This window comes from Bacteroidales bacterium (assembly GCA_016707785.1).
Taxonomy (GTDB): Bacteria; Bacteroidota; Bacteroidia; order Bacteroidales; family UBA4417; genus UBA4417.
Genome location: JADJGZ010000011.1, coordinates 87,311 through 101,854 on the forward strand (window position 1 = coordinate 87,311; position 14,544 = coordinate 101,854).

Below are 14,544 nucleotides of genomic sequence, written 5' to 3' on the forward strand. Positions count from 1 at the left end.
GAAAATTAGATCGACAAATTTATCGAAAATAGCATATCAGCGAAGGCTTTTTTATCCTCGAAACGATATCCCATTCTCCAGCCCAGGTCAAAAGGCAATAAGAACCGAAGTATATGCATGTCAGTGGAAATCTCAACACCTGTTGAATTCAGGAATGAAGACTGGCCTGCTTCTTTATAAACAAAATGATCATAAAAAAGATTTGCTTTAAATCGTTTAAAATAGAATAAGGGCCCAATGGCCAGATCTGGATATAGAAATGGAAACTTGTAATTAATCCCAAAACTCAACGCCTGACTATTAACAACAGGATGATAGCCCCTGGGAATATTTATCAGATCAGCGTAGAAATAGTCTTTTTTCTCTTTTTGTTGTACCCCGGCATAACACCTGATACTGTGGTGCCTCATCAGTCCGGGAAAGAGCAGAATCGCTTCTGCAGATCCGATGTAACCATAAGAACGATCACCTAAAGGAGAATGCCTGAAATTAAAATCGAGTACCTGGCCCCATCCGGGATAAAGATCTTTCTGGCCCTGTTTGAGGAAATTAGATAAATAGATCCGGTAGTCGAGTGAATGTATATTCCCTTCAAAACCTATGGTATCAGTCCGGGTGTTATTTGATACTCCTAAATAAGAAGTATGAGCCAAAAGCTGTATTCCGGAATAAAACCTGCCATGATTAAAAAGCAAGGGAATCTTTAATCCACCACTTATCCGGGTTTCATTCCAGGTATAGCGTGTCTCGGTACCTTCATCTTCAGTATGATATCCAGCACCTTTTCCATATGAGGCATCCACATCGAGAACAGGATACCAGCCTTCCCATTTAAAGCTAACATTATATTTCCCGGTCTTATCAGCCAGGTCCCATTCATATCCAATAATTGTGGTAGCTGTGCTCAATAGATTCTGCGACATAAATGATACACCGGTATTTGACTCGGATGTCATATAATTGAAATAAGCAGGTGCCCAACTATGGAAATTAAACAAATGACTGCCTTTGTGATAAGCTTTTGATTCATAGGTTTTACCCGAATAGGCTGTTGAATCGACCATTCCGGTTTCTTCTTTCACAATTGCATTGTAAACCGAATGCGAATTATCCTTTATATTTTCAAGGGATATCCACCGGGCAGGGTCAAAATCGGTTTCTACCAAACTATAACCATTTGCATCATACTCAGAATACACCAATTTTCTCCGGTTATGATTATACTGTCCATTACACGAACCAAAGGCTGAGGAAGTAACCTGAAAGACTCCTGATCCCGTAGTATCTAGTGCATAAATATTCTCAATTCCAGAATATGATCCATTAAAAAGAATGTAATTGCCGGCAAAAGTTGGGTTGGAAATCTCAGAAAATGTAGGTGGCAGCACTGTTTTTCTTTCCAGAGTTATTGTGTTTATTAGTTGAATTTGTTTCCCATGTTGATTCAGAAGCATGAAAACAATCCACTCACCTGAAGGTGACCAGGAAGGGTTCATAATGAAATCCTTGCCTGATTCGAATAATACCCTGATTTCCTTACCGGTATTAAAATCAAGTTCAATAAGAGATGCTTTATCCTGCAGATCCACACTGACTGCAACCAATGTTTTTCCGGAAGGAGAAAGCGCCGGTGCGAAGTATCTGCTCTTATGCGTCAACTTCCTGATTTTGCCTGTATTGTATTCAAAAACCTTTATAACGGAGTAATTACGATTTTGCCATCGGGGATCAGCATCCCTTTCCGTCCATGTCATATAGCTTTCAGATAACGAAAAACAATCTACCGCAGAAGAGCCGGGTTTGTTTGAAGATGTTGATGAACCGGAATTTACAGAAAAATTTTCTGATGAAAAAAATCCAGGAGTGAACAGGATTTTTTCGTTACCCGACTTATCAATAATTACAAACCTGCTGATATCATTCAAACCTGTGCGTTCAGCAATCCACAGAGAGTCGTTTAGATAATGAGGGAATTTATACCTTGTATATTCGTTTCCTTTAACCCTGGTGATTCTTGTGAAAGGGCTCAGAATCGTTTTTGAAGCTTGTTCTTTCCAGAGGCTGTCCAATTCTTTGAGAGATGATTTATAGAGCTCGTTTTTATTCATTCCGGTGACTTTTTTAAGGCCCACGTTAAAAGGATTGATCAGAAACGGTTTACGTCCGACAACATCCATAGCAGATATCCATGACTTGTAGCCAAAATTCTTCCAGGTTAAGGAAACTATTTGGTAACCTAATGAATATTGGTCCGGAATAAAATCCCTGTATGATCCAAAAACAGCCTTATCATAACTGTAAATACCTTTCTGAATAACCTGCGCCCTCAAATCCATTTCAAAGGAGGGCACCCTTCCTCTACCAGAATGACTTAAAGCAGTTTCTGTGCAAACAGCATCTCCCTCCATAAACCACATTGGTACGAACAACCCGGAAACTGCAGCTGTTGCGTGTTCACCAAAGACCCAGGTGAGGCCCTTTGTAAAACCCTTATTCAACATATCCATTTGAACGGCATGGCGAAATTCATGAATCACCAATTGTTCCATCCAGTTTTGAGAATATGTATTCTGAGGAGTGCAGGTATATAATTCAAGTCGCTTGGGGGTCCAGACAGAATAGGCATTAGGGATAATATCAGAGGTATGGATTACGACAGGAACAAAACGAGGCTGATGTCCAAGGGTCTTGGTTCCATGAATATATACGTATTCAAAAAGCCCTGTTAATTCCTGGGCTTTTTTTTCATACGCTTCAGGATAAATGAGTCTGAAATTGTCAGTTTTGATCGTCCGCCAATGCACAGAAGCCGGATCCTGGCCCAGGTTATAATATTGGGAGAAGACCGGTAAAGAGCAAAATAAAGCCCATAATAATGATAAGCTTCGATTGATCAAGCAGATGTTTTTTTACCGAAAGAAAAAAAATGATCATTCGGAGTATTTGTTCAAAATTACCTAAAAATGCTATAAAAAAAGAAAATATTGATAACGCAAAGGTTATAGTAAAACCTAAACTATTGAAGCAAAGCAGAATGTAGATTAAACAAGATTAAACTGGTAGAATAAAGAATTGAACTCTTCAAAGCTAAAGGGTTTTTGCGCATATCCATCCACGCCGGCTTCAATACATTCTTCTTTATTAGGATTGGTAGTGATGGCTATGATAGTCGTATGACCGCTTTTCCTGTAATCTTCTTCGATTTTTCGAATTTCTTTTACAGCTTGCAGTCCATCCAGTTCCGGCATTTGTATATCCATGAGGATAAGGTCATACTGCCTGTTCTTGAACATACTAACAGCCTCATTTCCATTTCTGGCAACATCCACATCGTGACCTATCCTTCTCAGGTAGAACGATGTGATCTTTTCAATCATCTCATCATCCTCAGCTAACAAAATATTCAATTTTTTCATGTTCTCAGGCATATATGTTTTAAATTCCTTTAGTTTATCGACGGGGTTGGCAGATACATAATTACTCTGCGATAAGTTTTTTAGCATGGCTAGTAGTTTTAGAGGTTACCTTGACAATAAAAATACCATGTCCGGTAAAAGGAATTAGAAGTTCTGATTGACCTGAACCCTCATATTGAAGGAGTTGCTTACCTTCAAGGGAGAAGACTTCAACCAGACTGTTCTGATGTTCCAAACCGGTGATCTTAATATTGCCTTGTGTGAGTATGATATTTGGTATCTGAGTATTAACTTCATCATTTCCTGCAACCAAATCGAAGTGAAGAACGAATCTCATTGGGTCGTTCAGCATGGAATGGTTAAAAACATAAACAGAATCCTTCCTGAGATCGGTAAATGTTTTAGTGGATTTATCCTCGAGTGTAATAGGATAACGGAATTCGAAATTTGAATTTCCTGTTACCGTAAGCTTAAATTCTTCTTCAGCACTGGCTAAAAAACCAATTGGAATTTCCATAGAGGAAGAAAGGGATGGCATTGTATTCACAGCCAACTTTGTTCCATCAGTCAGATTGGTAAAGATCGACGGGGCATCTGTTGAACCGGATATCTTATAAGCATCATAGTCATCATCAAAGTCAAAACTTGACGAAGAGTTAAATCGGATAATGGATTCATCACTTCTGCCATTTCCTTCTACTTTGAACTTTAATGAGGATTGACCAAGATCGATGGTTGAGTTTTCATTAATTGAAGCAACGGCGTTCTTATTCACCTTCACAGTGCCAGTTTGTCCTTGTTGCCTGGCTTTCACGAAGAATCCCTGCATTGGGGCAATATACCTGCTACCATTATTGATTGATATAAGATCACTCCCAGGAAGATAAACTGAATAATTTCCTGAACCTGAAGGATCCGGGTAATAGATCGCTTTTGCAATACAATTCCGCTGCCATCCAAGAGCTGAAGGATCGTCCTGTTGCCAGTCGAGATAGCATGGATAAGGATTTCCAATCAGGTTCCAACCTTCATTGAGCGCTGTAATTGATTGTACGACTTCACCTTGAACAGGATTACCCTCGAAAACACGGGTTGCTGAATAAGGAGAAAGCAATTCATAACCTTTCATGGATTGCAGGCTAACATTGGTAGGAATGATGTATTCACCCCAGTTACCAGTTTGTTCGCTGTATTCACGCAGATACATATTCATGAATACTCCGGAAAGGGCATCATTAAGTGGAGATGATACCAGAATGGGTTGATTAGCGGGAATCTGGATTTCAGATTTAACAGAACCGATAACATCCCCCATGGTGATCAGTGAAGAGTGTTGTGTGTAGGTATTTGTTAGAAAAACTTCAGCTCCTTCGCTGATGGTTAAGTTACCTTCAACTTTAAGTGTTGCTGAAAGATTAACTAATAGCTTAGAACCGGGGCTTACTACGAGGTTGTTGCAAAATCCAGTTTCATTGAGTTCAGGTTGAACATTTACTGAAAGAATGGCTACATTATTAATAGAGGTGGGAACTTCACCATTCGACCAGTTTTGAGCATCCTGCCATTTATTACTGTATGTTCCAATCCAGTTGATTTCTGATAATATAGAACCGGCCGGTATTGAGGAAGATGTTATCCCCATAATGGTTCCATTACCGGAGCAGGTATTGGTTGTAAATGTACCGGTGCCTGTAATTGTTGAAAGTGAAGTAATATCCAGATTGCCGGCGATGATCATACTTCCAGCAATTATTTGTGAAGCAGCAGATGAATGAGTTAAATCAGAATAAATTTTCATTTTCCCATTAACTCCGATAAGTATAGAAGCATATCCGGTAACAGAACAGTTGTTCAGTTGTATTTCACCATTACAAATCATGGATGAATTATCATTCAGGAACATGTTAAAGGAGCTGCCCCTGAGTAAGCCGGACTGACCCACTTCAATCATACCTGATGCTGAAAGGGTAAAGTCATTATTAAGTATGATACGGGTATTAATAATCAAAGTATCATTTCCCTGGGGAGTTACTCCGGCAGACATTCCACCAGGCTCATTTGACCAGGAACCGGTGTTCGTCCAGGCAACATTATTTCCAATGGAGAAAAGTTTTTTTCCTTCCCTGCCATAAACCATAACTCCTGTAAGCAGGATCAGGCTTAAAAGTGCAGAATTGAGAAGGAATCTTTTCATTGGTTCATTATTGTTTTGTGGATAGTACTGTTTTGGGAATCAACTGTTAACCTTGAGAGAAACTTTACTAAAAAACTAACAACCTGATTTTAAGATGAATAATTCAAGACTGCTAGACAAGGCTTTAACAATGAATTCTTCCAGATAAATTGTTGCTCTCCAATAAACAAAATACATGCCTCAAATAGCTAATCATTGAATATCAAACAATTGTCTGAGGACTATGAAAATCTAGTTTTTAAAATTTGTCCGTTTTTGGGAATGAACTTAGAAATTTTATCTATTTTGGAACAATCAACTCAAATACATTGAAATGATGTAATAATTAAATTTTTATTAACATTCATTGTTTATAATTAAATCTCACAGGATATCACAAAAATAATTCCAAACCGGGTCAGAAGGTGGTTTAGCGATGCAAATAACAGGTTCTTTTTTTACCGGGTGGATGAATTCAATTTTTCTTGCATGCAGATGAATTGAGGCATCCTGGTTAGATCTTGGAAAACCATATTTCAGGTCCCCTTTGATAGGACAACCTATTTCTGCTAATTGTGTCCTGATCTGGTGGTGACGCCCGGTCATCAGATCAATTTCAAGGAGATAATACTGATCACTTTTCCCTATTAACTTATAGGTGAGTTCTGCTCGCTGCGCTTTACTATTTCCCGGTTTGACAACAAATGACTTATTCTTGGATTCATTTCTTAAGAGGTAATGAATTAACCTGTCTTCAATATGAGGTGGCTCATTCTTTACAACGGCCCAATAGGTTTTCTGAATTTCCCTGCTTTTAAGCATTTCATTGAGACGGCTTAAGGATTTACTAGTCCTTGCAAAAATGGTAACACCACTAACAGGCCTGTCAAGCCGATGCACCACTCCCAGGAAAACGTCCCCGGGTTTGGCGTATTTATGTTTAATATAAATTTTCAGCAAATCGACGAGTGGCTTATCCCCACTTTTGTCACCCTGCACTATTTGGGAAGGTTTTTTGTTAACCACTAATAAATGGTTATCCTCAAATAGCACCTGGGATTCAAGTTCAGCCAGTAATTCCCTGATATCAGTACTGCTCTCGTTCATTGGGAAAATCGAGGCTTTTAATATCTGAAATATACCTTCCCACAGAGTCAACAATGTCTTCACTCAGGTTCATATATCTTCTTAAAAACCTGGGAGAAAACTCTGTGGTAATTCCAAGCATGTCGTGTAAAACCAAAACCTGTCCATCAACTTTGCCGCCGGCTCCAATACCAATCACCGGAATTTTAGCATTCCTGGCAACAGTTTCACCCAGGCGAGCAGGAATTTTTTCAAGAACAAGGCTGAAACAACCTGCCTTTTCGAGTAAACCGGCATCAGTAATAAGTTTATTAGCTTCTGACTCGTCAGTTGCTCTTACAACATAAGTTCCGAATTTATGAATCGACTGAGGTGTAAGGCCGAGGTGACCCATTACAGGGATTCCGGCAGATAATATTCTTTCAACCGATTCGATCACTTCTACACCTCCTTCGAGTTTAACAGCATCTGCGCCCGATTCCTTCATAATTCGTATCGCGGATTGCAAAGCTTCCTTCCAGTTTCCCTGGTAGGTACCGAAAGGCATATCAACAACCACAAAAGCCCTGCTGACGCCTCTTACAACAGAAGAAGCATGGTAAATCATCTGGTCCAGGGTAATAGGCAGGGTACTTGAATGGCCTGCCATAACATTGGAGGCTGAGTCTCCAACAAGGATCACATCAATGCCTGCTTTGTCAAGTAATCGGGCCATTGAGAAATCATAGGCTGTTAACATGGCAATTTTGACACCTTTCAATTTCATCTCCTGCAAAACATGTGTCGTTACTTTTGATATGGTTCCGGCCTTCATGATAATAGACTATTAGTTAGGTGAAAGACGTGAAAGACTTATAATTCAGATTCCAAAAAAGCTGTTAAACATTGCATGCTTTCTTCAGGAATCAGGGGTGCAAAGCTACAAATAAATGGAAAAGATCATCAATATATGTTGGCCACAGTCATAATACAACCACAATAATGGTTATTTTTGCAACGTTCCATTCAGAAATGACATTCATGAAATTCAACTCATTGCTTCTTCTTGTCCTTCCTTTACTGATTCTTACTTCGTCATGCGAAACGGATTTTGATGTTACCGCTGATTATAAGGAGATAGCAATTGTTTATGGGCTGTTGAGTCAGAATGATACCGTACATTATTTAAGGATTAACAAAGCTTACCTGGGTGACGGGAATGCACTTATCTATGCAGCGAATCATGATTCCAGCTCATTTGGGACCAGCATTGAGGTAATTGTGACAGAGACAAATCCGAGTGGAATTCAGAAAACCATAGTTTTTGATACTACTACCATTCATGATAAAGAGGCTGGTATCTTTTATTCACCAGATCAACTCATGTACAAGGCAACTGCCATCCTGAATCCGCTTAGCACCTATACATTGAAAGTAAAAAACAAGACCAGCGGTAATGAAGTAACCTCAGTGACTAACCTGATTCAGGATTTCAGCATCTCAAAACCCGCTAAAAATGCTGCAGGCATCAGGAGATTTGATTTTAAAAGGGATACCATTTCAATGCAAAAAATTGAATGGAGTTCTGCTGTTAATGGCAGGCTATATCAACCGATTCTTAGATTCTATTTTAAAGAAATCAACTTTACCGGGGATACCATTACCCGTGAAATTGAATGGAAATTCGCCAGCTATAAATCCAGCTCACTGGAAGGCGGGGAAAAACTTTCAGTTGATTTTAAGAGTGAAGAATTCTACAAATTATGTGAAGATAATATTCCATATGCTGATATTCAGCTGGAAGAAGATGTCAGTTCAAGGCTTGTGGATCATTTCGTGATAGATTTTACCGTCGTCGGGGATGAATTCAGTACTTATCTTGATGTTAATGGTCCTACAACCGGGCTACTCCTTGAGAAACCCTCCTACTCCAATATTACAAATGGCCTTGGATTATTTTCCAGTATTTATAAGTTAAAAGTCAATGCCCAGGTTGGAGATAAGATCAAAGCAGATCTGCAGGTAAAGACTGACCTGCATTTCTTCGCCAACTAACCTTCGTCTCCTATCACTTTCCGTCACACCTGATTCAGGGATTTCTGCCGTTTTGTCACAATTTGTCCAGGAAAGACTGTTTGCTGACAGTTGTATATATGCTATTTCCTAAATCATGATAAATTTCATAATTAATTGTTATAGTGACCATTATAAGCGAATAATAATCAAAATATTTCTTAGCAATGATCAGGAACATTGAATAGGAAGGATACAGGGTGAGCTTGGCATAATGATTGACAACCCCTACTTGTTAAATTGATTTTAATCTACAAAACATATCATAATCAAATGGGAAAAATCATCGGTATCGACTTAGGAACTACCAATTCATGTGTTGCCGTTATGGAAGGCAATGAACCAGTTGTAATTCCCAACAGTGAAGGCAGGCGTACAACCCCTTCAATTGTTGCTTTTACTGAAAACGGAGAACGGAAAGTAGGTGACCCTGCCAAGAGACAGGCGATCACCAATCCAACAAAAACAGTCTATTCTATTAAAAGGTTCATGGGTGAAACCTTCGACCGCGTATCTGCGGAAGTGGGCCGGGTTCCATTTGCTGTAATCAAAGGGGATAATAATACTCCTCGTGTAAAAATAGATGATCGCAATTATACACCACAGGAAATTTCAGCCATGGTGCTTCAGAAGATGAAGAAAACTGCTGAAGATTACCTGGGTCAAACAGTTACAGAAGCCGTTATAACAGTGCCGGCTTATTTCAGTGATTCACAGCGTCAGGCAACCAAGGAAGCAGGGGAAATTGCAGGTCTCACTGTTAAACGTATTATTAATGAACCTACTGCAGCAGCGCTTGCTTATGGACTCGACAAGAAACACAGAGACATCAAAGTAGCTGTTTATGACCTTGGAGGAGGAACTTTTGATATTTCTATCCTGGAACTTGGAGAAGGCGTTTTTGAAGTTAAATCCACCAATGGGAATACCCATCTGGGTGGTGATGATTTCGATCAACGTATCATTGATTGGCTTGCAGAAGAGTTCAAAAAAGATGAAGGCATTGATCTGAAAAGGGATCCGATGGCATTACAACGTCTGAAAGAAGCCGCTGAAAAAGCAAAAATTGAACTATCAAGCTCCTCTTCTACAGAGATTAATCTACCTTATATTATGCCGGTGGATGGTATCCCCAAGCATTTAGTCAGGACCTTGTCGCGTGCGAAATTCGAACAACTCATTGATGACCTGGTTCGTTCCACTATCGACCCTTGTAAGAATGCTATGCGTGATGCAGGACTTTCACCTTCTGATATCAACGAAGTAATCCTGGTAGGAGGATCAACACGTATTCCGATTATCCAGAAAACAGTAGAGGAATTCTTCGGAAAAGCACCTTCTAAAGGGGTTAATCCTGATGAAGTAGTTGCAGTAGGTGCAGCTATCCAGGGTGGTGTTCTCACCGGTGAAGTAAAAGATGTTCTTTTACTGGATGTTACTCCTCTTTCCCTGGGAATTGAAACTCTGGGAGGAGTAATGACAAAATTGATCGAATCAAATACTACGATCCCAACCCGTAAATCGGAAACCTTCTCAACAGCTTCTGATAGTCAGCCTACTGTTGAAATCCATATCCTTCAGGGAGAAAGGTCGATGGCGACAGGAAACAAAAGCATTGGCCGTTTCCACCTCGATGGTATCCCTCCTGCCCCTCGTGGAGTTCCTCAGATTGAAGTGACCTTCGATATTGATGCAAACGGCATCCTTCATGTTTCAGCAAAAGACAAAGGAACCGGCAAAATGCAGCAAATCAGGATTGAAGCATCTTCAGGACTTACAGAAGCTGAGATTAAAAAGATGAAGGAAGAAGCTGAATTAAACGCTGAGTCCGATCGTAAAATGAAGGAAGAAGTGGATAAATTTAATAGTGCAGATGCCCTCATTTTCCAAACCGAAAAACAATTGAAGGAATTTGGCGAGAAATTACCTGCTGACAAAAAGGCCCCTATTGAGCAAGCTCTTACTGAATTAAAAGAAGCCCATAAAAACAGGGATCTTGCACAAATTGATGCTGCAATGGCCAGTTTAAATACCGCCTGGCAGGCAGCCAGTGAAGAGATGTACAAAGCTACCCAGCAAGCTCCTCCTCCGGGTGCAGAGCAACCTGGTGGAAACCCTGGAAATGAAGAAGCTAAAAAATCTGACCAGGAAGTAACCGATGTTGACTTTGAAGAAGTAAAATAATCTCTGGTGTTTTAGAGCAAAAAGTGGGACGATTGTCCCACTTTTTTTTTCCATTTTATTCACAATTCGTTAATAAATAATTCTGATAAAGGCCATATACAAATTGTCAGAAAATTATATCAAGCAATAGAAAAATTGTATCTTTGTTGGACAATCCAGACCTTGCCCAGTTGGCAAAACAAGAACCAAAATCAATCAAACAATCTATACAATGAAGAAAAAACTTACTCTAACCGTACTAACCTGCCTCTTTCTTTTTTCAGGCACAGTACTATTTGCTCAAGGATTGGAGACTTTTGCCAATTACCCTGAAAACACAAATGCTTATCATGATGGCACATTTCTCGGACTCGATGGTTCTACATGGAGTTACTTCCAAAGCCGTGGTGACTCAATGATTACAGCACCAACTCCCACGCTTGGGAAAAACAGAACACCGACCGCAGAAGTTCGTTCTGGAGCACTTGTGAATGGTGTTGGAACCTTAAGTTTTGATTACCGCCAGGTTTTTTCAACAGATGTTGCGCTTAATGTGCTTGTGAATGATATTCTTATCACCACGGTAACAACGGTAGGCCAACAGGGCATTACATTGAATTCAGGAGCCATAGCCGTGAATGTATCCGGCAGTGTAACCCTGAAATTCATCCAGGCCAGCACTGCTGCCGGACAAGTGGCAATTGATAATATCACCTGGACGGCTTTTGGAGGTGGAACACCTGATCCTGAACCTACCAATTATCCTTCAGCATTTGCTGCATCCGGAGATGGCCTTAAAATAAAAGCTACCTGGACTGATGCAACCGGCGCTCAACTTCCAGCCTCCTATCTTGTCAGGATTTCAACCTCCGACAATATCACCGCTCCTGTAGATGGAACTTATGTAGGTGACGACCTTGATATCAGCGATGGTAGCGGTTCAAAATCTGTTGCCCAGGGAAACCAGCAATACATTTTCGATGGACTGGAAGCTTCAAAAAATTATTTTCTGAAGATCTACCCATTCTCCAATTCAGGTTCTATTGTTGATTATAAAACTGACGGAACTGCACCTTCAGCTAGTGCTCGCACACAGGCAATTCTGCTCAAAACAGATTTTCAGGATGGATTATTAGCCCCATGGACTGAATTTAGTGTTACCGGTGATGAAAAATGGATTACTGATACCATTTCAGGAAATATTTTCATGCGTATGTCAGGATATGTTGGAGGAACCTCCTTCCTGAACCAGGACTGGTTAATCTCACCTTCATTAACCCTTGCTGCCGGCAGTTCCCCAAAACTTGAATTCAAGACAGCGATGAAATTCGGAACAGTAGCTGATAAATTTTATCTGATGGTTTCCACCGATTATTCAACTGGTGATCCCTCAGCTTCTACCTGGACTGATCTCTCCGGACAGGCTACTTTCTCAACAGGTAACTACACATGGGTGTCATCGGGATCAATAAATCTGACAGCCTATGAAGGCGCTAATACCCATATCGCTTTCAAATATGATTGTGGAACTGATAATGTGCCTACATGGGAAGTTGATGATGTATATGTAACTTATAATTCCGGTGTTGGATTTAATGAAACCCCGGAAGCCAATCAGGTTGGAATTTATCCTAACCCTTGTACTACAGGCTTCCAGGCCCGGATAGAAGGAAATGACAGTTATCTTCTCAGGATTTTCAGTACTTCAGGTGCCATATTGCTTGAAAAGAAAATTGAAAAAACTGATTCGTTTGTATCCACCCGACAGTTATCTAATGGTGTATATGTAGTAGAAATGACAAATCTTACTTCTCTGGGTAAAACCACTCAGAAACTGATTGTGAAATAACACCTCAATCAATATTCTAAAAGAGGCTGCTTTTTGGGTGGACATAAGGTTCCGCTTAATTCAAGCAGCCTCTTTTATTTATCCACATACTTTTTCCGACATTTATTTGTTATATTTTTGGAATCCATTCATGATTTCCTTTGCATATGAATAACTTTTGGAAAACCTTGATTTTACTGGTTGCATTGTTACCCATGGTCTCACTGGCGCAATCAGGACAGCCGATCAGAGTAGAAATACCTGTGAGGGCAGGAACTAACCCGTTTAACTATGTTCCTTTCGGAGAAAATGGAATATGTATGTTTTATCCCACAATTAATGATGCGGGAAAAGACAGTATCAGCTGGTCATTTGTAATGCTCGACAGGAACCTTAAGGAAGAATGGAAAAAGCTATTGCCATTGCATGAAGATGTGAACTACCTTAAGGGTTTTAGTCAGAATGGTGTTATTTACCTGCTGTTTCATGATACTCGCAGGAATAAGGAAGGTAATATATATGTTTTCTTCATTATTCCTCCAAAACAAATCATCACTATTCATAAAAGTGACATTCCGGAAAAAGCAGAAGTTGTCGATTTTGAGATCTTTAACGAATTTGCATTAGTAGGATATAATCAAAGAAAAGGCAAACCAGGTTTATTGGGATTCTCACTTATCAATGGTGAAAAACGCAACTTCGACTTCCCTGAAACAGAAAATTCCTTACTGCTGGATATTGCAGTCGATACAATTTACAAGGATATCGCTGCAGTTTATAAGGTTCAACCCAGTTCCACCAGGAACCAGTTAATGGTAAACCTTTACAACGGCTCATCAGCCCTGAGAAGAACGGTTACCTTTGAAAACATCCAGGAAAAAAGGATCTTCAATTCCGCAGGTTTTGTATTTACAGGGGAAAACAGGGGTTTTGTATTGGGCACCTTTGGATCAGGAGCCAGGAATAAAAGGAATTACGACTATTACAATGATTATTACAATTACTATTATTATAACAGTTTCTACCGTCGTCCCAGCACTTATGATCAAAACCAGGATAATACCCCTATTTCAGATGGCTATTATTCAGCTACAATTGGACCCGATGGACCAGGGAATATGAATTATTATCATTTCATAGATTTTTCCAATGCATATAAGTATATCAATAGTCCGGAAGCGCTAAGGACTAAAAGAAAAGCCGATAAAAAGAATTCAGAAAAAGATGATCCCGGCGGAAATAACAAGAAGTTTTCTCTCGATTATCGGTTGCTGATTCATCCGGTAAAATACTCAGGTGGTTCTTACCTGATGTTATCCGAAGCCTATCTTCCTGAATACCATACCATGACACAAATGGTCTATGACTATTATGGCAGGGCTATTCCATCGACTTATTCAGTTTTTGATGGTTACAGATATACCAATGCTTTCCTTGCATCCTTCGATTCAAGTGGTCAAATGCAATGGAATAATGGAATGGAAATGAGAGATATTCTTACTACCTATCTGAACCGGAAACTCAATATTTACCAGGAGAAAGATGAAACCAATCTTTTTTATAATGCCAATGCCAAAATTGCTTTCAAAACCATCAATAAAAGTGACATTGTTGAAGGTACAGCATTTACACCGGTAGCACCAAAACGTGCCACCGACCAATATATCAGTGAGTACCTGGGGTCAATAGAGTACTGGTATGGCGACTACTTCCTGGTTACAGGGTATGAATCACTAAGGAATAATAACCTTGATGAAAATAAACGGAATGTATTCTATTTGAGCAAAATGGCGTTCAGATAATGGCAGGAAAAGCCTGATTATCTT

General features: G+C 39.7%; 9 protein-coding genes. 4 read left to right on the plus strand and 5 right to left on the minus strand.

Annotated features, from left to right (window positions below):
• Window positions 1–5: 5 nt before the first annotated feature.
• The 5 genes from IPH84_07770 to panB form a co-directional block, all read right to left on the minus strand.
• The gene (locus IPH84_07770) at window positions 6–2,897 is read right to left on the minus strand and encodes a PD40 domain-containing protein (protein MBK7173119.1); all 2,892 of its coding nucleotides are present in this window, start codon (window positions 2,895–2,897) and stop codon (window positions 6–8) included.
• Window positions 2,898–3,041: 144 nt separating this feature from the next.
• Window positions 3,042–3,503: a response regulator gene (locus IPH84_07775; protein ID MBK7173120.1), complete on the minus strand. Its 462-nt coding sequence runs from the start codon at window positions 3,501–3,503 to the stop codon at window positions 3,042–3,044.
• Entirely contained in the window at window positions 3,478–5,610 is a 2,133-nt protein-coding gene (locus IPH84_07780; GenBank protein MBK7173121.1) for a T9SS type A sorting domain-containing protein, read from the minus strand. The genes IPH84_07775 and IPH84_07780 overlap by 26 nt, the downstream gene beginning before the upstream one ends.
• Window positions 5,611–5,973: 363 nt before the next feature.
• Complete coding sequence (locus tag IPH84_07785) at window positions 5,974–6,696, minus strand: RNA pseudouridine synthase (protein ID MBK7173122.1); 723 nt, start codon at window positions 6,694–6,696, stop codon at window positions 5,974–5,976.
• Complete coding sequence (gene panB, locus IPH84_07790) at window positions 6,677–7,489, minus strand: 3-methyl-2-oxobutanoate hydroxymethyltransferase (protein MBK7173123.1); 813 nt, start codon at window positions 7,487–7,489, stop codon at window positions 6,677–6,679. The genes IPH84_07785 and panB overlap by 20 nt, the downstream gene beginning before the upstream one ends.
• Window positions 7,490–7,695: 206 nt before the next feature.
• Here panB and IPH84_07795 point away from each other — a divergent pair, with 206 nt between their 5' ends.
• From IPH84_07795 to IPH84_07810, 4 genes are all read left to right on the plus strand, one after another.
• Window positions 7,696–8,709 carry a DUF4249 family protein gene (locus IPH84_07795; protein MBK7173124.1) on the plus strand — a complete coding sequence of 338 codons (1,014 nt, stop codon included), beginning with the start codon at window positions 7,696–7,698 and terminating at the stop codon, window positions 8,707–8,709.
• A 291-nt stretch (window positions 8,710–9,000) separates the two neighbouring features.
• On the plus strand, window positions 9,001–10,911 hold the full coding sequence (dnaK, locus tag IPH84_07800) for a molecular chaperone DnaK (protein MBK7173125.1): 1,911 nt from the start codon (window positions 9,001–9,003) through the stop codon (window positions 10,909–10,911).
• A 211-nt stretch (window positions 10,912–11,122) separates the two neighbouring features.
• Complete coding sequence (locus tag IPH84_07805) at window positions 11,123–12,739, plus strand: choice-of-anchor J domain-containing protein (GenBank protein MBK7173126.1); 1,617 nt, start codon at window positions 11,123–11,125, stop codon at window positions 12,737–12,739.
• 146 nt (window positions 12,740–12,885) lie between these two features.
• A complete protein-coding gene (locus IPH84_07810; protein ID MBK7173127.1) occupies window positions 12,886–14,520 on the plus strand; it encodes a hypothetical protein in 1,635 nt (544 codons plus the stop codon).
• Window positions 14,521–14,544 lie beyond the last annotated feature (24 nt).